Source organism: Streptomyces sp. NPDC048291 (genome assembly GCF_043201715.1).
Lineage (GTDB): Bacteria > Actinomycetota > Actinomycetes > Streptomycetales > Streptomycetaceae > Streptomyces.
Genome location: NZ_JBICZC010000006.1, coordinates 88931 through 112858, shown reverse-complemented (window position 1 = coordinate 112858; position 23928 = coordinate 88931). Strand labels below are relative to the sequence as shown.

The following is a 23928-nucleotide window of genomic DNA, read 5'->3' as shown; positions in this document are numbered from 1 at the left end:
ACCGCACCCCCGCCCCACTAGGCGTCAGGCGAAGCCAGCCGCGCCGGGAAGCCCCCGGTGGCCACCGGCCCCCACTTCTCCGGTGTCACCCGGATGATGGACTTGCCCTGCTTCACCATCGCCGCCCGGTACTCGTCCCAGTCCGGGTGCTCCCCGGCGATGTTCCGGTAGTACTCCACCAGCGGCTCCACCGACTCGGGGGAGTCGATCACCTCGGCGCGTCCGTCCACCTGCACCCAGGGCCCGTTCCAGTCGTCGCTCAGGACGAGCAGGCTGACCCGCTCGTCCCGCTTGGCGTTCCGCGTCTTGGCCCGTTCGGGGTACGTGGAGACGACGATGCGCCCGGAGTCGTCGACCCCGCAGGTCAGCGGCGACCCCTGCGGGCTGCCGTCGGCGCGCCGGGTGAGCAGGATCGCGCGGTGGCGGGGTCGTACGAAGTCCAGCAGTTCGTCGAGGGAGACGGCGGTGTTCGTCGCGATGTTCGGTGCCATGGCGTCAGCCTAGGGGCGCCGGCCCCGCTCAGCCTGTCCCTGGCGGGCTCATGTTCAGGACTGGGGCAGTGACTCGCCCTGGACGGCCTGGATCTCCAGCTCGATCTTGAGGGTGGTGCCGATGGCGGCGATGCCGACCTGGACGACCTGGTTGTAGTTCATGGCGAAGTCCTCGCGGTGCAGCTCCGTCGTCGCGCGGAACGCGGCGCGGGTGCCGCCCCACGGGTCGGCGCCGGTGCCCAGGTAGGAGAGGGCGAGGTCGACCGGCCGTACGACACCGTGCAGCGAGAGCTCGCCGTGCACCGTCCAGCGGTCGGAGCCGGCCGCCGTCAGGCCCGTCGAGGTGTAGGTGATCTCGGGGTGGCGTTCGATGTCGAGGAAGTCGGCGGAGCGCAGGTGGGTGTCGCGCATCCCGTTGCCGGTGTCGATGGAGGCGGCCCGGATGACCGCATGGACGCGGGACTTGGTGACGTCGTCGGGGGCGATCTCGATCCCCACGGCGAAGTCCGTGAACCGGCCGCGGACGCTGGAGATGCCCAGGTGCTGGGCGACCGCGCCCACGGTGGAGTGCGCGGGGTCCACCGTCCAGGGGCCGGGCGGGGGCAGCTCGGTGCCGCCCTGCCGCGCCAGCGTCACCGTGCCGATCTCGGCCCGGCCGCTCGCGGTGACGATGGCGCTGGAGGCGGCGGGCGCGTAGCCCAGGGCCGTGACGATGACGGTGTACGCCCCCGGCGCGAGCGGGTTCGGGTCGCGCACCGTGCCCTCGTCGTCGGCCTCGGCGCGCAGCACCTGGCTGCCTGTCATGTCGGTCACCGTGACGACCGCGTGCGACACGGCCCATCCGTCCCGGGTGCGGATCCTCGCGGTCAGTCCCATCCCGTTTCTCCCTGCAAAAAGCTCGAACACTCGAACAGTCATGTGGTCTTACAGTCAAACGATTACAAATTGGCCTTATGGAACCGGCCCGCGGCGGGCGCCTCCTTGTGGGCGCGCCCGCCACGGGCCGGAGTATGAACTACTCGCCCGGGTGGGAGAGCTCGATGTCGTGGCCGTCGACACCGGCACCGGCGACGTTCAGGGCGGTGGCGACCGGCGGGTAGCCCGTCGCGATCACCGTGTAGTCGCCGCCGTCCAGGTCGGCGAAGGCGTACGCGCCGTCCAGGCCGGTGGTGGACGTGCCGACCACGTTGCCCGCCGCGTCCACCAGGGTCACGCGGGCGTCGGCCAGCGGGCCGTGCGGGGCCCGTACGACACCCTGGAGCTGGGCGCCGGCGTCCAGGTCGACCTCGATCCGGGTGACCCCGGTGGCGCCGATCTCGACCGGCAGGGCGCGGGGCCGGTACCCGGCCGCGTTCACCGCGACCGTGACGACGCCCGGCACCAGTTCGCCGAAGCGGAAGTCGCCCTGCTCACCGGTGGCCGCGGTGGCCAGCAGGTCGCCGCGCACGTCGGTGACGATGACCATCGCGTCCTTGACCGGGAGCGCGCTCCCGGCGCCGCGGACGACACCGCTCAGGCCGCTGGTGCCGCTCAGCAGGATGTCGTAGGGCACCGGCTCCTCGCCCACCACGACCGTGGCGGCCTGCGGCTGGTAGCCGTCGGCGGAGGCGATCAGCACGTACGAGCCCGCACCGGGCGCGTCCAGCAGGTAGGAACCGTCGAAGCCCGCGACCGCGCGGCCCAGCTGGCGGCCGGACAGCGAGATCAGGGTGACCGCGGCGTGTGCGACCGGGGCGCTCTCGGCACCGCGCACGTAGCCGTGCACCGGGGTGGAGCCGGAGCCCGCCGACTGCTCGGGACCCGCGATGGTGGCCACGGCGGTGAACCGCCCGGTGGCCTCCGGGGCGGCCGCGGCCTCCGTGCTGCTGCTCACGACCGGGACGGCCCAGCCGGGAACCTGCTGCTCCTCGACGGAGGCGGCGACGGGAGCGGCGAGGGGAGCCGTGACGGGGACGGGTGCCGTCTCCGGGCTGCCCGCGTTGTCGCCCTCGGCGGCCTGGGCCAGTCCGCCCTTGGTCCGCAGCGGGACCTCCTTGATGAACAGGCTGATCAGGAACGCGAGGGCCGCGAGGCCGCCGGCGATCAGGAAGACGTCGGCGATGGCGTGGCCGTAGGCGCTCTCCACGAGGGTGCGCACCGGCTTCGGGTACTTGCCCAGGTCGGGGATGCTGTCGGTGGACGAGCTGGAACCGGCCAGGGCGGCCTGGTACTTGGGGGAGAGGGAGGCGATGCCGTCCGTGATGTAGTGCGTGATCCGGTTGGCCATCACCGCGCCCAGCGCCGAGACGCCGACCGCACCGCCGAGGGACCGGAAGAAGGTGACCGTGGAGCTGGCCGAGCCGAGGTCGGACGGGGCGACCTGGTTCTGCGTGCAGAGCACCAGGTTCTGCATCATCATGCCGATGCCGAGGCCCATCAGCGCCATGAAGATGGCCATCTTCCAGTACGCCGTGTCGTAGCGGATGGTGCCGAGCAGGCCGAGGCCCGCCGTCACCAGCACGCCACCGCTGACCAGCCACGCCTTCCAGCGTCCTGTGCGGGTGATGAACTGCCCCGAGACGGTGGAGGAGATGAACAGACCGCCGATCATCGGGATGGTCAGCACACCGGACATCGTCGGGGACTTGTCGCGGGCCAGCTGGAAGTACTGGCTGAAGAACACCGTGCCGGTGAACATCGCGACACCGACGAACAGGGAGGCCAGCGAGGCCAGGGTGATGGTGCGGTTGCGGAACAGCCGCAGCGGGATGATGGGTTCCGCGGCCTTCGACTCGACCAGGACGAAGATCAGGCCGAGGACGATCGAACCGCCGACCATCGCGCCCGTCTGCCAGGAGATCCAGTCGTACTTGTCACCGGCGAAGGTGACCCAGAGCAGCAGCACCGAGACGGCGGCGGCGACGAAGAACGCGCCGGCCCAGTCGACCTTGACGTCCCGCTTCACGACCGGCAGGTGCAGGGTCTTCTGCAGCACGATCAGCGCGATGACGGCGAACGGGACGCCGACGTAGAAGCACCAGCGCCAGCCCAGCCACGAGGTGTCGGTGATGACACCGCCGAGCAGCGGGCCGCCGACGGTGGCGACGGCGAAGGTCGCGCCCAGGTAGCCGGAGTAACGGCCGCGCTCGCGCGGCGAGATCATCGCGGCCATGACGATCTGGGCGAGCGCCGACAGACCGCCGACGCCGACGCCCTGGACGACACGGCAGGCGATCAGCATGCCGGGGTTCTGCGACAGACCGGCGACCATGGAGCCCGCGACGTATATGACCAGGGCTATCTGGACGAGCGCCTTCTTGCTGTACAGGTCGGAGAGCTTGCCCCACAGCGGGGTGGTGGCCGTCATGGCCAGCAGCGAGGCGGTGACGACCCAGGTGTAGGCGGACTGGCCGCCGCCGAGGTCGCCGATGATGTGCGGCAGGGCGTTGGTGACGATCGTCGACGACAGGATCGCCACGAACATGCCGAGCAGCAGCCCGGTGAGGGCTTCCATGATCTGCCGATGGGACATCGGGGCCTGCTCGGCGGAGCTGACGGCGCCGCCTCCCCCGTGCTTGGCGTGGGCCCGCACACCGGCTGGTGTGGTCGTTGCCATGGGCTTCCTTTTCCTACGTCTTAAGCGGGTGTACGGGTGGTCGTCGGTTCGAGTACGGGCGTGGGGGCGCGGGCGGCGGAGGCGACCGTGACCTTGTCCATGGCCTCGGCCGCGGTCTTCGGCGTGCCCGGGGCGGGCGCCGTGCCGACGGCGGGCCGGGCGTGCGGGGCCGTGGCCCGGCAGTCGCCGAAGCTGTCCCGGAGCCGGGTCATCAGCCGGATCAGCTGGTCGACCTCCTCGTCGCTCCAGTCGCCGAGCCGCTCGGCGAGCAGCTCGGTGCTGCGCCGGGACAGGTCCACCAGGGTCGCCTCGCCCGCGGGGGTGAGGTGCAGGATGCGGGAGCGCTTGTCCGCCGGGTCGGGGGAGCGCTCGATCCAGCCGCGCTCGGCGACGTGCGCCACGTGCCGGCTGGTCACGGACATGTCCACGGCGAGCAGCTCGGCGAGCTTGCTCATGCGCATGGAGCCGTGGCGGCCGAGCAGCGTCAGTACCGCGGCCGAGCCGGTCGGGCACTCGGGCGGCAGAATGCGGCCCAGGTCCCGCTTCACGGCTCCGACGGCGCTGAGCTGACGCGCCAGCTCCTCGAACTGGGCCTGCTTCGCCATCCCGCACACCTCCTCACGACCGTATTCGTTGCTTGGGGCAACCATAGAACTGCTTGGTTGCCACAGGCAAATAAATCGGCGGGGGTGGGCATAAAAACTTGGCAAAGGCAAGTATTGCGAACGTAAACACGCAGGTGGGACGAGTCGGGTGCACGGGAGGCCCCCCACTTGGGCCGGACACCCGGATTCGCTAGTGTCTCGGGCCATGGCTAACACCCAGGGCCCCCAGGGCAACCACGACCCCGCCGGCAGCACCCAGATGTTCCGCGCGTTCGTCGACGAGGCCCCCCAGACTCCTCAGCAGACGGCGACCACCTACTCCTCCTCCGGCCCGCGCCTCGGCCTGATCCTCGGCGTCGTCGCCGTGGTGGTCGTGGTGGCGGCGGTGGCCTGGCTCGCGCTCATGTAGCTCGTGCCGCTCACGCAGCCCATGGAACTCGTGCAAGAGGGCTGACGGTACGGCGAAGCGGACCCGGGGTCGTGTGCCCCGGGCTTTCGTCGTGCCCGGTCCCGGTCCCGGTCGCTCAGTTCCAGTCGACGGTCGCGACCCGGGTCTCGACGTGCATGCCGAGCGGCACCCGCCAGTCGTCCACGCAGACCGTCCAGGCCCCGGCCTTGCGGGAGCCGGGTGCGACCGGGACCGGCAGCGGCTCCGTCGAGGTGACCGTCGACCAGTCGATGCCCAGCAGGTCGATGATGTGGGTGCCGAGCGTGACCGTGCCGGAACGGACCGCCGTCCCGCCGGAGTTGGTGAAGGCGACGGTCACCTTCTCGCACCAGCGCCGGTCCGTGGCCTCGCGGGTGGGGGTGCTCCAGGTGAGGGCGGCGGGCGAGGGCGCGGTCGAAGAGCTGCCCGGTTGCGGTGAGTTCGGCGCTGTCGGGTCGCCCTGCGGTGGCCTGCTGCCGTCGTCGTGGGAAGAAGAGGGCGCGGACGACCGGGGTGAAACCGGCGGACCTGCAACGGAGTTGGTCGTGCCGGTCGTGCCCGGCGATCCGGCGGACCCGGATGCCGCACCGCCGGTCGACTCGCCGGCCGTGTCGCCGCGTGTCCCCTTCGCGCCGTCCAGCGGGACCAGCGTCACCGACCCCGTGGGCCGTGCCGACGTGCTCGGTTCGGCGCCCGCCGCGCCCACCGCCGTATAGCCGCCGGTGCCGCCGCCCGCGCACGCCGTGAGTACCGAGGCCAGGCAGGCGGCGACCGCCGAGGCCGCCGTGACGGTGCCCCACCGGCCGCCCGGCGCCCTGCGTCGAGGCGTCGGACCGGCCGCCGGTACCACGGGGGCGTCGGCCCGGCGGCCACTCGGTGTTCTCGGCGCTCTCGGTGTCCTTGCTGTCCTCGCTGTCCTACGGATCTGCGTCCTGCGGAGAGGCATCGCGCCAGTGTGGCTGACACTCCGTCAGTAAGGAACCCGTAGGCGCGACTTCAGTCCGAGATCAGGCCCTCGCGGAGCTGGGCCAGGGTGCGGGTCAGCAGGCGGGAGACGTGCATCTGGGAGATGCCGACCTCCTCGCCGATCTGGGACTGGGTCATGTTCGCGAAGAAGCGGAGCATGATGATCCGGCGCTCGCGGGGCGGGAGCTTGGCGAGGAGCGGCTTGAGCGACTCGCGGTACTCGACGCCCTCAAGGGCCGTGTCCTCGTAGCCGAGGCGGTCGGCCAGAGAGCCCTCGCCGCCGTCGTCCTCGGGGGCCGGGGAGTCGAGGGAGGAGGCGGTGTACGCGTTGCCGACGGCGAGGCCGTCGACCACGTCCTCCTCGGAGACGCCCAGGACGGCCGCCAGCTCCGTCACCGTCGGCGAGCGGTCCAGCTTCTGGGAGAGCTCGTCGCTGGCCTTGGTGAGGGCCAGACGCAGCTCCTGGAGGCGGCGCGGGACGCGGACCGACCAGGAGGTGTCGCGGAAGAACCGCTTGATCTCGCCGACCACGGTCGGCATCGCGAACGTGGGGAACTCCACGCCCCGTTCGCAGTCGAAGCGGTCGATCGCCTTGATCAGGCCGATGGTGCCGACCTGGACGATGTCCTCCATCGGCTCGTTGCGGCTGCGGAAGCGGGCCGCCGCGTAGCGCACGAGGGGGAGGTTGAGTTCGATCAGGGTGTCCCGGACGTAGGCACGCTCGGGGCTGTCCTCTTCGAGTGCGGCAAGGCGCAGGAACAGGGAGCGGGACAGGGTGCGGGTGTCGAGGCTCTCGGAGACGGCCGGAAGCTCCTGAGCCGGCGTGGCCTCCAGCGCCGGAGCGCCGTCGATGGCGCCTTCGACGCTGTCGAGCACGTCGATGGCGTCGAGCTCCTTGGGCGCTGCCTCGCTTTTCGTGGGCGTGAGCACCTTCGAGCTGCCCTGGTCTGCGGACATGCCACCCCCTTTGGGTCGCGGGACGGTCGCGGCGGTGTTCCCTGCTAGGAACGATGCCTTCACCTGAATACCGGAGCCGGAGCCCCGGCAAACGCGCTTCCGGCAGAATGTCACATGTCGGCAACACGCTGTAGTGACATGTCGACATGCGAGATGTGAATCCGCCCTGGAAGAAGGGGGTCTGACGGTTTTTCGCCCCTCAACTGTCGGGAAGTGCGCTGGTGAGCGATTCGCTCGCGCTGGTGATGGCTCGATCCTGTTTGCGGTTACGGTCTCACCAAGTCCCCCGGGGCGGATCTCGGACCGGTAACGGGCCCCCGCGGTGGGCCCCGGAGCGGCCCCCGGGGCGGGCCCTAGGCCTCGATGCGGTTGGCCGAGCGCAGGCGCTGGAAGCTGCGGGCCAGGAGCCGCGAGACGTGCATCTGGGAGACGCCGAGCTCCGCGCTGATCTGGGACTGGGTGAGGTTGCTGTAGTAGCGCAGCAGCAGGATCCGCTGCTCCCGCTCGGGGAGTTGGACGAGCAGGTGGCGGACCAGGTCGCGGTGTTCCACGCCGTCCAGGGCCGGGTCCTCGTAGCCGATGCGGTCGAGGAGGCCCGGCAGCCCGTCGCCCTCCTGCGCGGCCTCCAGGGAGGTCGCGTGGTACGACCGGCCGGCCTCGATGCAGGAGAGCACCTCCTCCTCGCTGATCCGCAGCCGCTCGGCGATCTCGGCGGTGGAGGGGGACCGGCCGAAGGCGGTGGTCAGGTCCTCGGTCGCGCTGTTGACCTGGACCCACAGCTCGTGCAGCCGGCGCGGTACGTGCACGGTGCGGACGTTGTCCCGGAAGTAGCGCTTGATCTCGCCGACCACGGTCGGCATCGCGAAGGTCGGGAACTGCACGCCCCGGTCCGGGTCGAAGCGGTCGATGGCGTTGATGAGCCCGATGGTGCCGACCTGGACGACGTCCTCCATCGGCTCGTTGCGGGAGCGGAAGCGGGCCGCCGCGTAGCGCACGAGCGGGAGGTTCGCCTCGATGAGCGCCGCGCGCACGCGGTTGTGCTCCGGGGTGCCCGGCCTGAGGTCCTTGAGCTGACCGAAGAGCACCTGGGTCAGCGCCCGGGTGTCGGCGCCCCGCCGCTTCTCCGGGGCGGGTGCGGCGGCTTGGGCGGGGGGCTGGGCGGGAGTCTGAGCGGGGGTCTGGACGGGAGCCTGGGCGGGAGTCTGGGCGGGAGTCTGGGCTGGGGCGGGCGCCTCTTCCTGGGGCGGCGCAGAACTGGCCGACACGGTCAACGCCACCTCTTCATCGGTCAATCATCCGTCAAAAGCGGTCATAGCATCACAAGACATGTGCACTGTGTGCAAGCACCTGGTAACGTCGTGTTGGGTATTAATACGGGCAAGTTGAGGCATAAGGCGCAGCAAAACCCCCCGCCCGGCAGGCGAGGGGCTCAGGATCCGGAAGCCGCCGTACGGCTCAGAACTCGTAGTCGGCGATCACCCACGTGCCGAACTCCCGCCACTGCGCCGCGGCCGCCTGGTGGGCCGGGTGCTCCAGGTACCGCTTCAGCGCGTCCCGGTCCTCGACCGCCGAGTTGATCGCGAAGTCGTACGCGATCGGGCGCTCGGTGATGTTCCAGCCGCACTCCCAGGAGCGCAGCTCCTCGATCTGCCCGGCGAGGTCGGCGAAGGCCTGGGCGCCCGCGACGGCCTGCGGATCGTCGCGCCGGACGCCCTCGTTGAGCTTGAAGAGGACCAGGTGGCGGATCATGGGTACTCCCGGTGCGTCTATTTCGCCCCGTCGGCCAGCCAGGTGAAGAAGTCACCGACAGCCTTCGCGGCGTCCGATATGCCCTGAAAGACTATCTGGACCCAGTCTGCCGCCCTGGGCGGGTCCGTGATGATCACGTAGAGCGCGAAGATCACGAGTACGTAGACGGCGATCTTCTTGGCGTTCACCGCCACCTGGCCTCTCCCCTGTCACTTCCCCCGGGTTCCCCCGGTTGCCGGGCGCGAGTGTAACCCTCCGATCGTTTTGTATGACCAACGGCGCGATAGGCGACGGATTTTTTCTCCGAATCTCCGAAACGTGAACCGCTCGCGGGGTCCGCTCCGATGAAGGGCCGAGGCAACGGAGGCGAACCCGGGTCGGCCGGGATCGAGAGGGAGAGCGCAGATGCTGATGACAACGGTGGCCTTCGGGCTCGTCGCCCTGCTGATCGTGTTCGTCGTGGCGGCACTGCTGGACTGTGTCCGCACGCCGGCGGAGCGGGTCAGGTACGTCCCGAAGTGGCTCTGGCTGCTGTTCCTGCTGCACACCCCGGTCTTCGGGGCCCTCGTCTGGAACTACGCGGGCAAGCGCCCCGAGCCGACGGCATAACGTCTGAAGGGCGGCTCCGATGCGGAGCCGCCCTTCAGACGACAGCGGTAGCGGAGGGATTTGAACCCTCGGTGACTTGCGCCACACTCGCTTTCGAGGCGAGCTCCTTCGGCCGCTCGGACACGCTACCGAGGGAGACCTTACAGCACCGTGGGCCCTGCTCCGAAATCGGTATGCGGAGGCCGGGGAAGGTGCCTCAGCGGGTGCGGAAGAAGTCCGTGAGGAGGCGGGCGGATTCGTCCGCGAGGACGCCCTCGACGACTTCGGGGCGGTGGTTGAGACGCCGGTCGCGGACGACGTCCCAGAGGGACCCCGCGGCGCCGGCCTTCTCGTCACGGGCGCCGTAGACGACCCGGTCCACCCGGGACAGGACCAGGGCGCCGGCGCACATCGTGCAGGGTTCCAGCGTGACGACCAGGGTGCAGCCGGTGAGCCGCCACTCCCCCAGCGCCGCCGCGGCCCGGCGCAGGGCGAGCACCTCGGCGTGCGCGGTGGGGTCGCCGGTGGCCTCGCGTTCGTTGTGCCCGGCCGCGAGGACCGTCGTACCGTCCGGGGACAGCACGACGGCGCCGACGGGGACGTCCCCGCCCCGTACGGCCCGGCCGGCCTCGTCCAGGGCGAGCCGCATCGCGGCCCGCCAGCGGTCACGTACCGGGTCCGGGGACCCGGGGGCCTCGTGGAGGGTCAGCGGACGGTCTCCAGGACGTCGGAGGCGCCCAGGGCCTCGGCGATCTCGCCGAGCGCGTCCTCGTCCAGGGTCAGCAGCTCCTTCGCGCTCACGCCCAGGTCGTCCAGGATCGCGGCGTCACCGACCGGGCCGGCCGGCACGGCGGAACCGTCCGCGTCGTCGTCCTCCTCGGCGTCCGGTTCACCGTCCTCGGTGCCGTCGAGGTCGAGGGCGTCCAGGTCGTCGGCGTCGTCCTTGGGCTCCCTTCCGAGCAGTTCGTCGGTGAGCAGGAGCTCGCCGTACGAGCTGCGGGCGGCGGCGGCCGCGTTGGAGACGAAGACCCGGGGGTCCTCCTCCCCGTCGACGCGCACGACGCCGAACCACGCGTCTTCCTGCTCGATGAAGACGAGCACCGTGTCGTCGGCCTCCGAGGCCGATTCCCGGGCCAGGTCGGCCAGGTCCGACAGGGTCTCCACATCGTCGAGCTCTGTGTCGCTCGCTTCCCACCCGTCTTCGGTGCGCGCGAGCAGTGCGGCGAAGTACACCGTGACTCTCCCACTGGTCTTAGGCGTGCCGGTTGGGGGTCCCCCCGGCGGAGGTTCTGGGCGGGGAGAGCTGTGCTCCGAGCCCCGCCCACTCGGAATCGTGGCAGAAACAAGGCGTTCAGGGGACGTCTTCGGCTCCCTGTGTCTGGCAGTTTTGATCGCACGTATGCAAAGAGCCATCCATGCGTCCGTCAACGCAGTCACCAGCGCACTCGTTGCCGCCACCTGCGGATCGTACGCGGGTTTTCCCGCGGCCCACGCACGGCCTTCCCCGTGACGGACCGCAACGCGCCACAAGGAGTGGATCTTTGCCGAAGGATCGGCTTTACGACTCTTGCCGAGTCTTGCCAACTCTTGGCGAGTCCTGCGGATTCCAGCCGGTCTTGTCGGGCTCCTGCCGGACTTGTGAGTTCCCGCAGTTCCCGCAGTTCCTGCCGATTCCTACCAGCGGAACGTCCGCATGCGCATCGCGTGCCGCAGCCGCGCGGCCTTGGCGCGGCGGGGCTGGACCCGGTCGCGCAGCGCCCGTGCCTCGGCGAGTTCGCGCAGGAACCGGGCCCGGCGGCGGCGCCGCTCGGTCTCCGTCTCACCCTCGGGCGCGCCGTACGCACGGTCCGGCCGTTCGGGCGGCCCGGGAAGCTCGGACACGGCCGCATCACCCCCAGTCCGACACCTCCACTTTCCCCCGGATGGGCGGTTTGACGCCAGGGCGGGCGAGCGCGGGCGTGCGCGAGGTGTGAGGGGGCGCGGTTACTGTTGTGGACATGCGTCTCCACGTCGTCGACCACCCTCTGGTCGCCCACAAGCTCACCACGCTGCGCGACCGGCGCACCGACTCCGCGACGTTCCGGCGGCTCGCCGACGAACTGGTCACCCTGCTCGCCTACGAGGCGACGCGGGACGTGCGGACCGAGGCCGTCGACATCCAGACCCCGGTGGCCGCCACGACCGGCGTCAAGCTCGCCCGGCCGCGCCCGCTGGTGGTGCCGATCCTGCGGGCCGGGCTCGGCATGCTGGACGGCATGGTCCGGCTGCTGCCGACCGCCGAGGTGGGCTTCCTGGGCATGATCCGCAACGAGGAGACGCTACAGGCGTCCACGTACGCCTCGCGGATGCCGGAGGACCTCTCCGGGCGCCAGGTGTACGTCCTGGACCCGATGCTGGCGACGGGCGGCACGCTGGTCGCGGCGATCCGCGAGCTCATCCGGCGCGGTGCGGACGACGTGACGGCGGTGGTCCTGCTGGCCGCGCCCGAGGGCGTCGAGCTCATGGAGCGGGAGCTGGCGGGGACGCCGGTCACGGTGGTGACGGCGGCGGTGGACGACCACCTCAACGAGCACGGGTACATCGTGCCGGGGCTGGGGGACGCGGGGGACCGGCTGTACGGGGCGGCCGAGTAGCCGTCGGTTCCGTCCCTGCGGGGCGTGCGCTTCGGCGCCGCCCCGGGAGTGCCGGAGGCCGTGGGCGACTGCGGGTTCGCGGTGGCTGGTCGCGCAGTTCCCCGCGCCCCTGACGGGGCGCCTACCGGCCCCTCTGTTCCACGTGCTCGCGGCTGTGGTGATGCGCTGCCGTTTCTGTCTCTTTGGCCGCCGCAACGGTGATCAGCCACGACGGCGGTGTCCGGCGGTGTCCCGCTCTCAGCAGCTCTTCTTCGCGGTCGATGCCGTCGGCTTCGGGGCGGAGAGGGCTGTGATGGCCTTGGTGGCCGTGGCCTGCGGGGTCAGGGTCTTGAAGGCGTTGCCGATGATCAGGTCGACGGTGGCGCCCTTGCGGCCCGCCTCCGTGCGCTGGTCGGCCGCCGTCACCTGGGTGGCCAGGACCGGGAGCGAGGTCTTCAGGGCCGTGGCCGGGCCGAGCAGTATCGCCGTGCCCTTGACCTTCTGGTCGAACTTCGCCGGCGCGTTGCCGACGTCGCCGATCTTGAAGCCGCGCTTCTTCAGCTCGTCCGCGGTGTCCTTGGCCAGGCCCGTGCGGGTCGTGGCGTTGTAGACGTTCACCGTGATCTGGGCCGGCTTCGGGAAGACCGCGGCCGACGCGCCGGCCGCGGGGCTCGGGCTGGCGGCGGCCTGCTTGACGCAGTCTCCCGCCGCGCCGGCCGCCGAGGCCGTCCCGCCGCCGCCCGTGAAGACGTCGATGAGCTGCAGGGTGCCCCAGCCGACCAGGCCGAGCGCGGTGACGGAGGCGACCACGGAGAGGACGAGCCGGGCACGCCGCCGGCGCGGGCGCATGCGAGGGTATTTGTCCCCTGTGATCCGGTACTGGCCGCCCATGCCGGGGGGAGTCAGCATGCTCATGAGCGCAGCGTAGTGCGCCACGGGTGCGTTGACTAATAGATGATCATCCGACGGTGCCCGGTCCAACCCGAAAGGGGCAACCGGCGGCAAATGCCGGGTGGCGCGCGGGTGTCAGTCGAGTTCGAGCACGCGCGCGTGCAGCACCTGACGCTGCTGCAGGGCGGCGCGGACCGCGCGGTGCAGCCCGTCCTCCAGGTACAGGTCGCCCTGCCACTTCACGACGTGCGCGAAGAGGTCGCCGTAGAACGTCGAGTCCTCGGCAAGGAGGGTCTCCAGGTCGAGCTGCCCCTTGGTCGTCACGAGCTGATCGAGGCGGACCGGGCGCGGCGCGACGTCCGCCCACTGCCGGGTGCTTTCCCGGCCGTGGTCGGGGTACGGCCGGCCGTTTCCGATGCGCTTGAAGATCACACGGAAAGCCTACCGGTCCAGACGTTCCGGGCGCAGCCATGGCGACCGAGTGCGACGCTGGAAAAGACACCGTAAAGGTCATCAAGTGGGCCAAACGGGAACAGGGGGTCCGATGACGAGTGCCGGTGACGCCGACGAAGCGGGCGTCGAGGACCCTGCGGGTGCCGAGGAACCCGCAGGCGTCGAGAACCCCGCGGCCATCGCCGATCCCGCGGCCGTCGCCGATCCCGCGGCCGTCGTCGATCCCGTGGTCGCCGGGATCGCCGCCGGGTACGCCTTCGCCGGTCAGGCGCTGGACCTCGGCGCCGTACTCCGGGACGGCCGGTGCTTTCCCGGCGCGCAGGTCCGCATCCCCCTCGCCATGCTCAACCGCCACGGCCTGGTCGCCGGCGCCACCGGCACAGGCAAGACCAAGACGCTCCAGCTGATCGCCGAGCAGCTCTCGGCGCACGGCGTCCCGGTGTTCCTGGCGGACGTCAAGGGCGACCTGTCCGGCGTCGCGCGGCCCGGGCAGGCGAACGACAGGGTCGAGGGGCGGGCGGCCGAGGTCGGCCAGCAGTGGACGGCGACCGGCTTCCCCGCCGAGTTCCTCGCGCTCGGCGGCCTCGGCCACGGCATCCCCGTCCGCGCGACGGTCACCAGCTTCGGCCCGCTGCTGCTCGCCAAGGTGCTCCAGCTCAACCGGACCCAGGAACAGTCCCTCGGCCTGATCTTCCACTACGCCGACACCAAGGGCCTGGAGCTGATCGACCTCAAGGACCTCAGGGCGGTGGTCGCCTTCCTCACCTCCGCCGAGGGCAAGGCGGAGCTGAAGGACATCGGAGGCCTTTCGACGGCCACCGCCGGGGTGATCCTGCGCTCGCTCACCGCCTTCGAGGCCCAGGGCATGGCGGACTTCTTCGGCGAGCCGGAGTTCGACACGGCCGACCTACTGCGTACGGCACCGGACGGCCGCGGCATCGTCTCGGTCCTCGAACTCCCCGCCGTCCAGGACAAACCCCTCCTCTTCTCCACCTTCCTGATGTGGCTGCTCGCCGACCTCTTCCACGACCTCCCCGAGATCGGCGACGCCGACAAGCCGAAGCTGGTCTTCTTCTTCGACGAGGCGCACCTGCTCTTCGACGACGCCTCGAAGGCGTTCCTGGACTCGATCACGCAGACCGTGCGCCTCATTCGCTCGAAAGGGGTCGGCGTCTTCTTCGTGACGCAGACCCCGAAGGACGTACCGGCCGAGGTCCTCGGCCAGCTCGGCAGCCGCGTCCAGCACGCGCTCAGGGCCTTCACCCCGGAGGACCAGAAGGCGCTGCGGGCCACCGTGCAGACGTTCCCGAAGTCGTCGTACGACCTGGCGGAACTGCTCACCGGGCTCGGCACCGGCGAGGCGGTGGTGACCGTGCTCGGCGAGACGGGCGCCCCGACACCGGTCGCGGCGACCCGGCTGCGGGCCCCCGAGTCGCTGATGGGGCCGGTGGACGCGGCGGAGCTGGACGCGGCGGTGCGGGGGTCCACGCTGCACGGACGTTATGCACAGGCTGTGGACCGGGAGTCGGCGTACGAGAAACTGCAGCGGACGCCGGCCGAGCCGCAGGCCCCCGAAGCCCGCAGGGAGGAACCGCCGTCGCTGGTCGAGCAGGTGGTCGGCAGCGGGATGTTCAAGTCCCTCGCCCGGTCGGTGGGCACGCAACTCGGCCGCGAGATCACCCGGTCGCTGTTCGGTACGGCCCGCCGGCGCAGGTGAGCCGGGCGCCCGCGGTCGGGCCACCCGGCTCAACTCCGGTGCTGCACCGGTTCAGCTCCGGCTCAACTCCGGTTCAGCACCGGCTCAACTCCGCGGGATCAACCGCGTTTCTCGTCCTGCGGCAGAGGCCTCGGCGGCTCGGCCGTCTTCGTCTCCGGCTTGGGCATGCTGCGGACGGCTTCCGCGCGCAGCAGGGCGCGCAGGACCGCATACGGGTCTGAGGGCATGACTGTGTTCCTTGCGTAGAGCTGACTGACCTGGGGGAGTGCGGGACAGGCCGGTCGGTCAGCAGCGCAGGACCACGGTGCGCAGGAGGGGCGTGGCGTACGGCGGACGGGGTGCCGTCGGGGAAGGGCGGTGCGGGTCCGCCTGGCCGGCGGGCGCCGGGTCGGGGAGCGGCGCGGGGCGTTGGGGTACGTCGGCGCGGTGGACGGTGCGGACGGGTGGCCGCAGCGGGATGTCGGGGACGTCGTGCTCGACGGTCTCCGCCGAGACGGCCGGGGCGGCCGCGGCGAGCGCCTCGGCCGCCGTCGGGCCGCCGGCCAGCAGCAGGACGAGCAGCAGCACGAGCGACCGCGGCCAGGTGGGGCCTGACCGTGGGCGACGTCCGGCCGGGAGACCGCTGCTCATACCGGTCATCTCCCCACGGAGTGGGCGGTGTTCATCGCGCGGGACGCGAGATCCGCTCGCTCGGCGTACCTACGAGGCGCGAGGTTGACGAAACGGAGGGGGTGGCAAAGCCCGCGCTGCTCGCGAGGCCCGCGCTGCTCGCAAAGCCCACGCCGCTCGCAAAGCCCACGCCGCTCACGAAACCCGCGCCCATAAGGCCCGCGCACGCCAGGCCCGCGTCCACGAGGCCCGCGCTGACGAGGCCGGCGTTCGCTAAGCCCGTGTTCGCGAAGCCCGCGTGTGCGAGGCCCGCGTGTGCGAGGCCCGCGTGCGCGGAGCCTCCGGCGTTCACAGGGTCTGTGGGATCTGCTTGGCGCGGCTGCGGATGCCGAAGGCCGTGACGATCTCGACGATGCCGACGACGACCAGCCAGATGCCGGCGACGAGGGTGAGTACCGCGACCGACTTGAACGGCGAGACGATCAGCACGACGCCGGCGACGAACGTGACGATGCCGAGGAAGACCTGCCAGCCCCGCGCCGGCATCCGGGAGTCGGAGACGGCGGCCATGGTCTGCGTGATCCCGCGGATCAGCCAGCCGATGCCGATCCACAGGGCGAGCAGCAGGATCGACTCCAGCGGGCCGCGGAAGCAGAAGAGGCCCAGCACGATCATCAGCGCGCCGCTGATGAAGGCCAGCACGCGCAGCGAGGTCGACCGGTGCGTGCCGAACGCGGCGATCAGCTGGAAGACACCGGCGATCAGCAGGTAGATGCCGAAGAGCACGCCGGCGGCGAGCAGCGAGGCGCCGGGCCAGACGAGGACCAGGACGCCGAGGATCAGGGAGGCGATCCCGGTGAGCAGGACGATCTGCCAGGCGGCCCGGGAGAGGGCGTGCAGCGGTCCCTCGAGGGGCGGTTCGGGCTCATGCCGGGCGGTGCCGGTGGCGTGCGCCTTGCGGTCGTCGTCGGAGGGGCCGGTGCTGGGGGGCTCGGTCATGGTTCCAGCTGAGACCGGGGGCGGCGGACGTGCCAGCAGGGAGAGGCTGATCGGATGACGCCCGGCGGCCCACCGCGGCCCCCGGCCGCTCTGCCCGCCCCGCCTACGACTTGGCCCCGCCCTTCGCGGTCTTCGCCGCCTTCGCCGCCGCCTTCATCTCCTGCTTGTGGGCCCGTACCTTCGCCAACGACTCGGGCCCGGTGATGTCGGCCACCGACCGGTACGCCGCCGGCTCCCCGTACGCCCCGGCCGCCTCCCGCCACCCCGTCGGCGTCACCCCCAGCTGCTTCCCCAGCAGCGCCAGGAAGATCTGTGCCTTCTGCTTCCCGAACCCGGGCAGTTCCTGGAGCCGCCCGAGAAGCTCCGCCCCGCTGTCGACGTCACGCCAGATGCCCTCGGCGTCACCGTCGTAGTGCTCGACGAGGTACTGGCACAGCTGCTGGATCCGCTTCGCCATGGAGCCGGGGTACCGGTGCACGGCCGGCTTCTCGGAGAGCAGCGCGGCGAACGCCTCCGGGTCCTGGGCGGCGATCTCGTGCGCGTCGAGGTCGTCCGTGCCCATGCGCCGGGCGATGGTGGCCGGCCCCTTGAACGCCCACTCCATCGGCACCTGCTGGTCGAGCAGCATGCCGGTGAGCGCGGCGAGCCTGCTGCGGCTGAGGAGTTCGTCGGCCTCGGGGTCCTGGGCGAGGTGCAGGGCGGGGGAGTCGGCGTTGGCGTCCATGGCTCGATGATCCCGCGCCGGGACCGCCGCCGCGCGCTCGCCGCCGCCCGCCCTCCCCCGGCCTCCTCGGCTCCCTCACCCCTCGCGTACGATTCCTCCGCGATTCAGCTTAGGTAAGGCTAACCTCAGACAAGGGGGTCACCGGGTGACCATCGAGACGTACCGCGACGCCTGGGGCATCCCGCATCTGCGGGCGGCCGACGCACTTGAACTCGCCCGCGCGCAGGGCCGGGTCACCGCCCGGGACCGGGCCTGGCAGCTGGAGGTGGAACGGCACCGCGCGCAGGGCACGTCGGCGTCCTTCCTCGGTGCCCCGGCCGTCGCGTGGGACGTCTTCGCCCGCCGGGCCCGGCTGGCGGACACGGCGCGGCGCTGCTTCGAGGCGCTGGAGAGACGGGACCCGGAGACGGCGGAGTGGGTACGGGCGTACGTGGCCGGCGTCAACGAGGGCCTGCCGGCCGGCGCCGCCCGCACGCCGGAGTTCGCCCGCACCGCCCTGACCCCCGGCACCTGGGAGCCGTGGCACCCCCTGGGCATCTGGCTGGCCACCCACATCCTGTTCGCCGGTTTCCCGGCCAAGCTGTGGCGCGAGGAGGCGATACGGCACCTGGGCGAGGAGGCGATACCGCTCTTCGCCACGGACGGTCCCGCCACCGCCGGCAGCAACGGCTGGCTTCTCGCGGGTTCCCGCACCACCACCGGTCACGCCCTCCTCGCCGGCGACCCGCACCGCTTCATCGAGGCGCCCGGGGTCTACCAGCAGATCCACCTCTCCTGCCCGGAGTTCGACGTCGTCGGCCTCGCCGTCCCGGGCATCCCCGGCATCGCCCACTTCGCCCACACGGGCACGGTCGCCTGGTCCATCACCAACGCGATGGCCGACTACCAGGACCTGTACCGGGAGCGCCTGCGGCGCACGGAAACCGCCGTCGAGGCCCTCGCCCCCGACGGCACCTGGACCCCGACCACCCGCCACACGGAGACGATTGACATCTCCGGCAACCCCCCACTACACATCGAACTCCTCGAAACACCCCGGGGCCCGGTCATCACCGGAGGCCCGGGGGAGACATCGGAGGCAGCAGCGAACGGCGACGGCCTGCCGGCAGCCGCCGACGGCGCTCAGCCCCCACAGGGGCCACCGGCCCCCGACGGCGAAGGCCGCACGTCTCCGCTCTCGCGAGCCGCCGGTCCCGCCACCGGGCGTCTTGCGGCAGCCGCCGACGGCGCTCTGCCTCCGCAGGGGCGGCCGGCCCCCGACCACGAAGGCCGCACGTCTCCGCTCCCACGAGCCGCCGGTCCCGCCACCGGGCGCCTTGCGGCAGCCGCCGACGGCGCTCAGCCTCCGCAGGGGCCACCCGCGCCCGACCACGAAAGCCGCACGGGTGGTGCGGGTGGGGGAGGAGACGCCGATGGCGGAGCCGAGGTGTTGGCGTTCAGGTATCCGCCTCGCGTCACCGGAGACCTCGGCTTCAGCGCCCTCCTTCCGCTGCTCCGCGCCCGCAACGTCACCGACGTCGACCGCGCCTTCGACGCCTGGACCGAGCCGGTCAACGTGGTCCACGCCGCCGACACCGCCGGAGGCACCCTGCACCGCGTCGCCGGCCGCGTCCCCGTCCGCTCGCACACCAACCGCACCCGCCTCGCCCCCGCCTGGCTCCCCGGCCACGACTGGCAGGGCTGGCACGAGATGCCGTACGGCGACCTCACCGACGGCGTCGCCGTGATGGCGAACCAGCGCGGCCCGGCCACCCCCCTCGGCGTCGAGTTCGCCCCGCCCCACCGCGCCGACCGCATCCGCGCCCTCCTCGACGAGCGCCGCACCTGGTCTGCCGCCGGGCTCCCCGTGATCCACACCGACACCCACCTCGCCTCCGCCGCCCCCCTCCTCGACTGCCTGGCCGCCCTCGACGGCCTCACCCCCGAGGCCGCCGCGCTCCGCGACCGGCTCCTCGCCTGGGACCGCCGGATGGACGCCGGCAGCACCGATGCCGCCGCCTACGCGGCCGTACGCTCCGCCGTCGTACGGCACCTCGCCGCCCACCCCGCCTTCGCCGCGCTCGCCGTATCCCCGGCCCACCCCGAGGTCCTGCTTCCCTGGCTGGCCCTCACCCCCCGTATCGCCTTCGCCCTCGAACACCTGCTGCGGGCGGAGGAGTTGTACGGCGTCGACCGTCCCGCCGTCGTACGCGCGGCGGTGGAGGAGGTCGCCGCCGAACCGCCCACCGGGACTTGGGGCGACACCCACCGCCTCGCGCCCTGGCAGGCGCTGCCCGACCCGGCGCCGTACGACGGACCGGCCCTGTCCGGCGACCACGACTGCGTGCTGTGCACCTCCGCCGTCCCCGGACTCACCGACCGCTCCGCGCGCGGCCCGGCCGCCCGCTACGTCTGGGACCTGGCCCGCCGCGACGACAGCCTGTGGGTGGTCCCGCTCGGCGCGGACGGCGTCCCCGGCGCACCCCACCACACCGACCAACTCCCCTTGTGGCTCAAGGGAGAACTCGCCCCGGTCGTCACCGACTGGGACCGCCTGGACCTCGTAGAGGAGACCGAGAACGATGGCTGAGCAGCCCCCCGCCCCTGCCCCCGTCCCCACCCCCGTCCCCACCCCCGCCCCCGCCCCCGTCTTCGAGCACACCGTCCCCGGTTTCGGGACCGTCCGGCTCCGCACCCTCGACCCCGCGCGCGACGCGGCCGTCGTCCACACCTGGGCCGACGCGGAACGCGCCGTCTTCTGGGGCATGACCGGCCTCACCCGCCCCCAGGTCGCCGAGATCTACGCCCACATGGCGACCCTCGACACCCACCACGCCCACCTCGCAGAGAAGGACGGCACCCCGGTCGGGCTCCTCCAGACGTACGAGCCGGCGGCCGACCGGGTGAGCGAGTGCTACGACGTCCGCCCCGGCGACATCGGCGTCCACGTCCTCCTCGCCCCGGCCGGACCCGAGGGCCCCCGACCCGGCTGGACGGAGGCCCTGCTGACCGCCTTCACGGCGTACGTCCTGCTCGCGCTCGACCGGCACCGCGTCGTCGTGGACCCCGACGTCCGCAACGAGAAGGCGATCGCCCGCTTCCGGCGCCAGGGTTTCGAGCTCGGCCCGGTCGTCGTCCTCCCGGAACTCGACCTCCCCGACGTCCACCTGCCCGAAAAGCGGGCTCAACTGGCTTTTCTCCCTCGGCCGGTAGCCTTCCCGAATGTCCTCCCCGACGCTGACCCCCGATGACCTCATCGCCCACTACGGCCTGGAGCCGATCCCCCGCGAGGGCGGTCTGTTCCGGGAGACCTGGTCCGGTCCCGCACGCGCCGACGGCCGCCCCGAGGGCACCGCGATCGTGGTCCTCCTGACCGCCGACGACTACTCGGCCCTGCACCGCCTCCCCACCGACGAGATCTGGCACTTCTACCTGGGCGACCCCCTGGACCTCCTGCTCCTCGCCCCCGACGGCACCACCCGCACCCCCGTCCTCGGCCCCGACCTGCGGGGCGGCCAGCACCTCCAGCTGACCGTCCCGGCCGGCACCTGGATGGGTGCCCGGGTGGCGGCCCCGGGCGCCTGGACCCTCTTCGGCTGCACCATGGCCCCCGGATTCACCTTCGAGGGGTACGAGCACGGGAACGCGGACCACCTCACGGCGCGTTACCCGTCCGAAGCCGCCCGCATCACGGAACTCTGCCGTCCATGACGAACCACCTGTTGGACGGAGAGACCGCCCTGGTCACGGGCGCGAGCGGCGGCATCGGCCGGGCCATCGCCCGGCGCCTGGCGGAGGAGGGCGCGGCGGTGGCCGTGCACTGCCGTACGGCGGTACGGGCGGCGCAGGAGGCGGCCTCGGAGATCGTGGCCAACGGCGGCAGGGCGATGGTCGTACAGGGAGACCTGAGCGACGAGGAGACCTGCCACCGCGTCGTCCGCGAGGCCGCCGAGTGGGGCGACGGCCGCCTCACGGCCCTCGTCAACAACGCGGCCGTACAGCCCGTACAGCCCCTGCCCGGCATGACCGCGGCCGACTGGCGCGCGGTCGTCGACACCGACCTCACCAGCGTCTTCGCCTGCACCCAGGCCGCCGCCGAGATCATGCGGGCCCAGCCCGGCGGCGGCACGGTCACCCACATCGCCTCCATCGAGGCGACCCACCCGGCCGCCGGCCACGCCCACTACAGCGCGGCGAAGGCGGCGGTGGTCATGCACGCGAGATCGGCGGCCCTGGAGTACGGCCCCTCCGGCATCCGCGTCAACTCCGTCTCCCCGGGCCTGATCGACCGGGAAGGCCTGGCGGAGGCCTGGCCGGAGGGGGTACGGCGGTGGCAGGAGGCCGTCCCCACGGGCCGCCTGGGCGCCGCCGAGGACGTGGCCAACGCGGTGCTCTTCCTGGCCTCACCCCTCGCATCCTGGATCACCGGCCACGACCTGGTGGTCGACGGAGGGGTGTCGGCGCGCCCTACGTGGTGACTTTTCAGCAACCCGCACTGAAGCGCCCCGCAAGGGGCGCGGGGCCATATCCATATGTGGCTCCGCCGCGCGGGCGCGACCGGCCCCCACCAGCCCCCACCCACCCGCAGACACAATGAGTGCCAAGCACCTCCCATCCGTATGACACATGAACGTGTGCTTCCGAACTCAGGACGGTGACGTGGGCGAAGAACACGGCCGGCGGTCGACGCCGACCAGGCACAGGGCTCTACGGGCGCTCACTCTGATCGGCACCCTCCTCACCGCCCTCCTCCTCGCATCGGCCGCCCCAGCCTCCGCACACGCCGCCCTGCGCGGCAGCGACCCCGCCGACGGCGCCGTACTGAAGTCGTCGCCGGGGTCGGTCACCCTCACCTTCACCGAGTCCGTCGGCCTGCTCGACGACTCGTTCCGGGTGTACGACCCCACCAACCACCGGGTCGACACCGGCGAGGCCGAACACGGCCCGGCCGGCTCGGACACCGCCCGGATCACCTTCCCGAAGAAGCTGGGCACCGGCACGTTCACCGTGGCCTGGCGGGTCGTCTCGGCGGACAGCCACCCCGTCTCCGGCGCCCTCACCTTCTCCGTGGGCAAGCCGTCGGCGACCACGGCGACCGTCTCCACCGGCCCCGTCGAGAACCCGCTCACCGGCAGCCTCTACAACATCGGCCGCTACGTCGCGTACCTCGCCGTGGCCCTGCTGACAGGCGCCGTCGCCTTCCTGGCCGTCTGCCGTCCGCCGGACCCCGCCCCGCTGCGTACCCCGGTCCGCACGGCGTGGTGGGCGCTGCTCGCCGCCACCCTCTTCCTCTTCGTCCTGCGCTCCCCGTACGAGGAGGGCACCTCCCCGGCGGCGGCCCTCGACCTCTCCGCCCTCGCCAAGTCCGCGACCGGCCGCCCCGGCCTGGCCCTGCTGGCCAGGGTGGCCCTGCTGGCGCTCACCGCGGCCCTGTACCTCCTGCTCCGCAAGCGCGTGAGCCGCGACGGCCCGTCCCGGCCGCTGCTCGCCACGGCCGCCGCCCTCGCCGTCGCCCTGGCCCTGACCTGGGCGGCGGCGGAGCACGCCTCGGCCGGGATCCAGGTCCCGCTGGCGATGACGTCGTCGGTCCTGCACCTGCTGTCGATGGCGCTCTGGATGGGCGGCCTCGGGGCCCTCCTCATCACCCTCCAGCGCTCCGCGATCCCGCTGCCCGCCGCCGTCGTCACCCGCTTCTCCCGCGTGGCCTTCGTCTCGGTGACGATCCTCGTCGTCACCGGCGTCTACCAGTCCTGGCGCGGCCTCGGCTCCTGGCAGGCCCTCACGGACACGTCGTACGGGAGGTTCCTCCTCCTCAAACTCGCCGCGGTGACCATGCTGCTGGCGGCCGCCTCCCAGTCCCGTCGCTGGACGGCGAAACTGGCGTCGCCGACCCCGGCCGTGACGGCCCCCGACCGCGTCCCGCTGCCGGTCGGCGCCCCCGCGGACGCACCGGCCCCACCTGCCGAGGGGGCGGACGCACCGCCCCTCGACGAGCCTCCCGCCGCCCCCGGCGCTCCCACCACTCCCGGCGCTCCCACCACTCCGGCCGGCCGCCACCAGGCCGCCCTGCGCCGTTCGGTGCTCGCCGAAGTCGCGGTCGGCGTCGCCGTCCTGGGCATCACCACGATCCTCACCGGCACCCTGCCCGGCCGGGCCGCGGCCGAGGCGGCCGAGCAGGGGACGGCGTCGGTCACCACCGGCATCCCCGCGGCCTCCGTCGCCACGGTCCCCTTCGACGTCGGCACCCCGAACGGCCACGGCAAGGTGCAGATCACCCTGGACCCGGGCCGGGTCGGCGGGAACTCCGTGCAGGCGGTCGTCTTCGGTCCCGACGGCGGCATCTCCGCCGTCCCCGAACTCCGCCTCTCCTTCACCCTCGACGCCCAGAAGATCGGCCCGCTCCCCGCCAACGTGACCGACCGCGGCGGCTATTGGGCGGCCGACTCCGTCAACCTCCCGATCGCGGGCGAGTGGACGATGGCGGTGACGGTACGGGTGTCCGACCTGGACCAGGTGACGGTGACGAAGAAGATACGGATCGCCGCCTAGCGGCGCCGGTCCCCGCC

At 72.1% G+C, this 23928-nt stretch carries 27 protein-coding genes and 1 tRNA gene; 9 read left to right on the top strand and 19 right to left on the bottom strand.

Features of this window, described 5'->3' with window-relative positions:
* Positions 1–17 precede the first annotated feature (17 nt).
* The 4 genes from ACGF5O_RS17255 to ACGF5O_RS17240 form a co-directional block, all read right to left on the bottom strand.
* Positions 18–491, bottom strand: coding sequence for a PPOX class F420-dependent oxidoreductase (locus tag ACGF5O_RS17255; RefSeq protein ID WP_351485599.1), 474 nt, complete (start codon positions 489–491; stop codon positions 18–20).
* A 54-nt stretch (positions 492–545) separates the two neighbouring features.
* The gene (locus ACGF5O_RS17250) at positions 546–1367 is read right to left on the bottom strand and encodes a YceI family protein (protein ID WP_393810712.1); all 822 of its coding nucleotides are present in this window, start codon (positions 1365–1367) and stop codon (positions 546–548) included.
* A 139-nt stretch (positions 1368–1506) separates the two neighbouring features.
* Positions 1507–4086, bottom strand: a complete 2580-nt coding sequence (locus ACGF5O_RS17245) for an MFS transporter (protein WP_393810711.1) — start codon at positions 4084–4086, stop codon at positions 1507–1509.
* Positions 4087–4106: 20 nt separating this feature from the next.
* On the bottom strand, positions 4107–4691 hold the full coding sequence (locus ACGF5O_RS17240; RefSeq protein WP_393810710.1) for a MarR family winged helix-turn-helix transcriptional regulator: 585 nt from the start codon (positions 4689–4691) through the stop codon (positions 4107–4109).
* 205 nt (positions 4692–4896) lie between these two features.
* Between ACGF5O_RS17240 and ACGF5O_RS17235 the strand changes: the two genes are divergently transcribed.
* Positions 4897–5100 carry a hypothetical protein gene (locus ACGF5O_RS17235; protein ID WP_393810709.1) on the top strand — a complete coding sequence of 68 codons (204 nt, stop codon included), beginning with the start codon at positions 4897–4899 and terminating at the stop codon, positions 5098–5100.
* Positions 5101–5215: 115 nt separating this feature from the next.
* Here the strand turns inward: ACGF5O_RS17235 and ACGF5O_RS17230 are convergent, their stop codons facing one another.
* The 5 genes from ACGF5O_RS17230 to ACGF5O_RS17210 all read right to left on the bottom strand — a co-directional run bounded on the left by ACGF5O_RS17230 (position 5216) and on the right by ACGF5O_RS17210 (position 8984).
* Positions 5216–5968 carry a hypothetical protein gene (locus ACGF5O_RS17230; protein ID WP_393810708.1) on the bottom strand — a complete coding sequence of 251 codons (753 nt, stop codon included), beginning with the start codon at positions 5966–5968 and terminating at the stop codon, positions 5216–5218.
* 146 nt (positions 5969–6114) lie between these two features.
* Positions 6115–7041 (bottom strand): RNA polymerase sigma factor SigF, encoded by a 927-nt coding sequence (locus tag ACGF5O_RS17225; protein WP_393810707.1) that lies wholly within the window; start codon positions 7039–7041, stop codon positions 6115–6117.
* A gap of 353 nt (positions 7042–7394) precedes the next feature.
* Positions 7395–8306 carry an RNA polymerase sigma factor SigF gene (locus ACGF5O_RS17220; RefSeq protein WP_393810706.1) on the bottom strand — a complete coding sequence of 304 codons (912 nt, stop codon included), beginning with the start codon at positions 8304–8306 and terminating at the stop codon, positions 7395–7397.
* A gap of 190 nt (positions 8307–8496) precedes the next feature.
* On the bottom strand, positions 8497–8790 hold the full coding sequence (locus ACGF5O_RS17215; protein ID WP_393810705.1) for a Dabb family protein: 294 nt from the start codon (positions 8788–8790) through the stop codon (positions 8497–8499).
* A gap of 17 nt (positions 8791–8807) precedes the next feature.
* A complete protein-coding gene (locus ACGF5O_RS17210; protein ID WP_362580847.1) occupies positions 8808–8984 on the bottom strand; it encodes a hypothetical protein in 177 nt (58 codons plus the stop codon).
* Positions 8985–9195: 211 nt separating this feature from the next.
* Between ACGF5O_RS17210 and ACGF5O_RS17205 the strand changes: the two genes are divergently transcribed.
* Positions 9196–9399 carry a PLDc N-terminal domain-containing protein gene (locus ACGF5O_RS17205; protein WP_393810704.1) on the top strand — a complete coding sequence of 68 codons (204 nt, stop codon included), beginning with the start codon at positions 9196–9198 and terminating at the stop codon, positions 9397–9399.
* Between the two features lie 45 nt (positions 9400–9444).
* Here the strand turns inward: ACGF5O_RS17205 and ACGF5O_RS17200 are convergent.
* The 4 genes from ACGF5O_RS17200 to ACGF5O_RS17185 form a co-directional block, all read right to left on the bottom strand.
* A tRNA-Ser gene (locus ACGF5O_RS17200) sits at positions 9445–9529 on the bottom strand.
* A 66-nt stretch (positions 9530–9595) separates the two neighbouring features.
* A complete protein-coding gene (gene tadA / locus ACGF5O_RS17195) occupies positions 9596–10027 on the bottom strand; it encodes a tRNA adenosine(34) deaminase TadA (protein WP_393810703.1) in 432 nt (143 codons plus the stop codon).
* 56 nt (positions 10028–10083) lie between these two features.
* Positions 10084–10611, bottom strand: a complete 528-nt coding sequence (locus ACGF5O_RS17190) for a hypothetical protein (protein WP_093501063.1) — start codon at positions 10609–10611, stop codon at positions 10084–10086.
* Positions 10612–11052: 441 nt separating this feature from the next.
* The gene (locus tag ACGF5O_RS17185; RefSeq protein WP_393810702.1) at positions 11053–11259 is read right to left on the bottom strand and encodes a hypothetical protein; all 207 of its coding nucleotides are present in this window, start codon (positions 11257–11259) and stop codon (positions 11053–11055) included.
* A 116-nt stretch (positions 11260–11375) separates the two neighbouring features.
* Between ACGF5O_RS17185 and upp the strand changes: the two genes are divergently transcribed.
* Positions 11376–12011, top strand: a complete 636-nt coding sequence (upp, locus tag ACGF5O_RS17180; protein ID WP_393810701.1) for a uracil phosphoribosyltransferase — start codon at positions 11376–11378, stop codon at positions 12009–12011.
* A 237-nt stretch (positions 12012–12248) separates the two neighbouring features.
* Here the strand turns inward: upp and ACGF5O_RS17175 are convergent, their stop codons facing one another.
* Both ACGF5O_RS17175 and ACGF5O_RS17170 read right to left on the bottom strand, forming a co-directional pair.
* Positions 12249–12905 carry a LytR C-terminal domain-containing protein gene (locus ACGF5O_RS17175; protein WP_393810700.1) on the bottom strand — a complete coding sequence of 219 codons (657 nt, stop codon included), beginning with the start codon at positions 12903–12905 and terminating at the stop codon, positions 12249–12251.
* 111 nt (positions 12906–13016) lie between these two features.
* Positions 13017–13313: a type II toxin-antitoxin system VapB family antitoxin gene (locus tag ACGF5O_RS17170; RefSeq protein WP_003999914.1), complete on the bottom strand. Its 297-nt coding sequence runs from the start codon at positions 13311–13313 to the stop codon at positions 13017–13019.
* Between the two features lie 112 nt (positions 13314–13425).
* On the opposite strand from ACGF5O_RS17170, the gene ACGF5O_RS17165 reads away from it, so the two are divergent.
* Positions 13426–15051 carry a helicase HerA-like domain-containing protein gene (locus tag ACGF5O_RS17165; protein WP_393810699.1) on the top strand — a complete coding sequence of 542 codons (1626 nt, stop codon included), beginning with the start codon at positions 13426–13428 and terminating at the stop codon, positions 15049–15051.
* A 98-nt stretch (positions 15052–15149) separates the two neighbouring features.
* Here ACGF5O_RS17165 and ACGF5O_RS17160 read toward each other — a convergent pair whose 3' ends face one another.
* The 4 genes from ACGF5O_RS17160 to ACGF5O_RS17145 all read right to left on the bottom strand — a co-directional run bounded on the left by ACGF5O_RS17160 (position 15150) and on the right by ACGF5O_RS17145 (position 17383).
* Positions 15150–15278 (bottom strand): hypothetical protein, encoded by a 129-nt coding sequence (locus ACGF5O_RS17160; protein WP_393810698.1) that lies wholly within the window; start codon positions 15276–15278, stop codon positions 15150–15152.
* A 58-nt stretch (positions 15279–15336) separates the two neighbouring features.
* Entirely contained in the window at positions 15337–15681 is a 345-nt protein-coding gene (locus ACGF5O_RS17155; protein ID WP_393810697.1) for a hypothetical protein, read from the bottom strand.
* A gap of 327 nt (positions 15682–16008) precedes the next feature.
* A complete protein-coding gene (locus tag ACGF5O_RS17150) occupies positions 16009–16659 on the bottom strand; it encodes an HdeD family acid-resistance protein (protein WP_393810696.1) in 651 nt (216 codons plus the stop codon).
* Between the two features lie 103 nt (positions 16660–16762).
* Complete coding sequence (locus ACGF5O_RS17145) at positions 16763–17383, bottom strand: HhH-GPD-type base excision DNA repair protein (RefSeq protein WP_393810695.1); 621 nt, start codon at positions 17381–17383, stop codon at positions 16763–16765.
* Between the two features lie 145 nt (positions 17384–17528).
* Between ACGF5O_RS17145 and ACGF5O_RS17140 the strand changes: the two genes are divergently transcribed.
* The 5 genes from ACGF5O_RS17140 to ACGF5O_RS17120 all read left to right on the top strand — a co-directional run bounded on the left by ACGF5O_RS17140 (position 17529) and on the right by ACGF5O_RS17120 (position 23911).
* Positions 17529–19952 carry a penicillin acylase family protein gene (locus ACGF5O_RS17140; protein WP_393810694.1) on the top strand — a complete coding sequence of 808 codons (2424 nt, stop codon included), beginning with the start codon at positions 17529–17531 and terminating at the stop codon, positions 19950–19952.
* Positions 19945–20613, top strand: a complete 669-nt coding sequence (locus tag ACGF5O_RS17135; protein ID WP_393810693.1) for a GNAT family N-acetyltransferase — start codon at positions 19945–19947, stop codon at positions 20611–20613. Before ACGF5O_RS17140 ends, ACGF5O_RS17135 begins: the two co-directional genes overlap by 8 nt.
* Positions 20600–21073 carry a cupin domain-containing protein gene (locus ACGF5O_RS17130; RefSeq protein ID WP_393811082.1) on the top strand — a complete coding sequence of 158 codons (474 nt, stop codon included), beginning with the start codon at positions 20600–20602 and terminating at the stop codon, positions 21071–21073. The genes ACGF5O_RS17135 and ACGF5O_RS17130 overlap by 14 nt, the downstream gene beginning before the upstream one ends.
* The gene (locus tag ACGF5O_RS17125) at positions 21070–21840 is read left to right on the top strand and encodes an SDR family NAD(P)-dependent oxidoreductase (RefSeq protein WP_393810692.1); all 771 of its coding nucleotides are present in this window, start codon (positions 21070–21072) and stop codon (positions 21838–21840) included. Before ACGF5O_RS17130 ends, ACGF5O_RS17125 begins: the two co-directional genes overlap by 4 nt.
* A 148-nt stretch (positions 21841–21988) precedes the next feature.
* A complete protein-coding gene (locus tag ACGF5O_RS17120; RefSeq protein WP_393810691.1) occupies positions 21989–23911 on the top strand; it encodes a copper resistance protein CopC in 1923 nt (640 codons plus the stop codon).
* Positions 23912–23928: the final 17 nt, after the last annotated feature.

What these genes read in the sequence shown, in the direction of transcription:
- ACGF5O_RS17175 (WP_393810700.1), bottom strand. Translation starts at nt 12,905, where the DNA reads ATGAGCATGCTGACTCCCCCCGGCATGGGCGGCCAGTACCGGATCACA.
- ACGF5O_RS17145 (WP_393810695.1), bottom strand. Translation starts at nt 17,383, where the DNA reads ATGGACGCCAACGCCGACTCCCCCGCCCTGCACCTCGCCCAGGACCCC.
- ACGF5O_RS17205 (WP_393810704.1), top strand. Translation starts at nt 9,196, where the DNA reads ATGCTGATGACAACGGTGGCCTTCGGGCTCGTCGCCCTGCTGATCGTG.
- ACGF5O_RS17150 (WP_393810696.1), bottom strand. Translation starts at nt 16,659, where the DNA reads ATGACCGAGCCCCCCAGCACCGGCCCCTCCGACGACGACCGCAAGGCG.
- ACGF5O_RS17250 (WP_393810712.1), bottom strand. Translation starts at nt 1,367, where the DNA reads ATGGGACTGACCGCGAGGATCCGCACCCGGGACGGATGGGCCGTGTCG.
- ACGF5O_RS17245 (WP_393810711.1), bottom strand. Translation starts at nt 4,086, where the DNA reads ATGGCAACGACCACACCAGCCGGTGTGCGGGCCCACGCCAAGCACGGG.
- ACGF5O_RS17155 (WP_393810697.1), bottom strand. Translation starts at nt 15,681, where the DNA reads ATGAGCAGCGGTCTCCCGGCCGGACGTCGCCCACGGTCAGGCCCCACC.
- ACGF5O_RS17125 (WP_393810692.1), top strand. Translation starts at nt 21,070, where the DNA reads ATGACGAACCACCTGTTGGACGGAGAGACCGCCCTGGTCACGGGCGCG.
- ACGF5O_RS17165 (WP_393810699.1), top strand. Translation starts at nt 13,426, where the DNA reads ATGACGAGTGCCGGTGACGCCGACGAAGCGGGCGTCGAGGACCCTGCG.
- ACGF5O_RS17135 (WP_393810693.1), top strand. Translation starts at nt 19,945, where the DNA reads ATGGCTGAGCAGCCCCCCGCCCCTGCCCCCGTCCCCACCCCCGTCCCC.
- tadA (WP_393810703.1), bottom strand. Translation starts at nt 10,027, where the DNA reads ATGCGGCTCGCCCTGGACGAGGCCGGCCGGGCCGTACGGGGCGGGGAC.
- ACGF5O_RS17225 (WP_393810707.1), bottom strand. Translation starts at nt 7,041, where the DNA reads ATGTCCGCAGACCAGGGCAGCTCGAAGGTGCTCACGCCCACGAAAAGC.
- upp (WP_393810701.1), top strand. Translation starts at nt 11,376, where the DNA reads ATGCGTCTCCACGTCGTCGACCACCCTCTGGTCGCCCACAAGCTCACC.
- ACGF5O_RS17240 (WP_393810710.1), bottom strand. Translation starts at nt 4,691, where the DNA reads ATGGCGAAGCAGGCCCAGTTCGAGGAGCTGGCGCGTCAGCTCAGCGCC.
- ACGF5O_RS17120 (WP_393810691.1), top strand. Translation starts at nt 21,989, where the DNA reads ATGAACGTGTGCTTCCGAACTCAGGACGGTGACGTGGGCGAAGAACAC.
- ACGF5O_RS17235 (WP_393810709.1), top strand. Translation starts at nt 4,897, where the DNA reads ATGGCTAACACCCAGGGCCCCCAGGGCAACCACGACCCCGCCGGCAGC.
- ACGF5O_RS17215 (WP_393810705.1), bottom strand. Translation starts at nt 8,790, where the DNA reads ATGATCCGCCACCTGGTCCTCTTCAAGCTCAACGAGGGCGTCCGGCGC.
- ACGF5O_RS17255 (WP_351485599.1), bottom strand. Translation starts at nt 491, where the DNA reads ATGGCACCGAACATCGCGACGAACACCGCCGTCTCCCTCGACGAACTG.
- ACGF5O_RS17160 (WP_393810698.1), bottom strand. Translation starts at nt 15,278, where the DNA reads ATGCCCTCAGACCCGTATGCGGTCCTGCGCGCCCTGCTGCGCGCGGAA.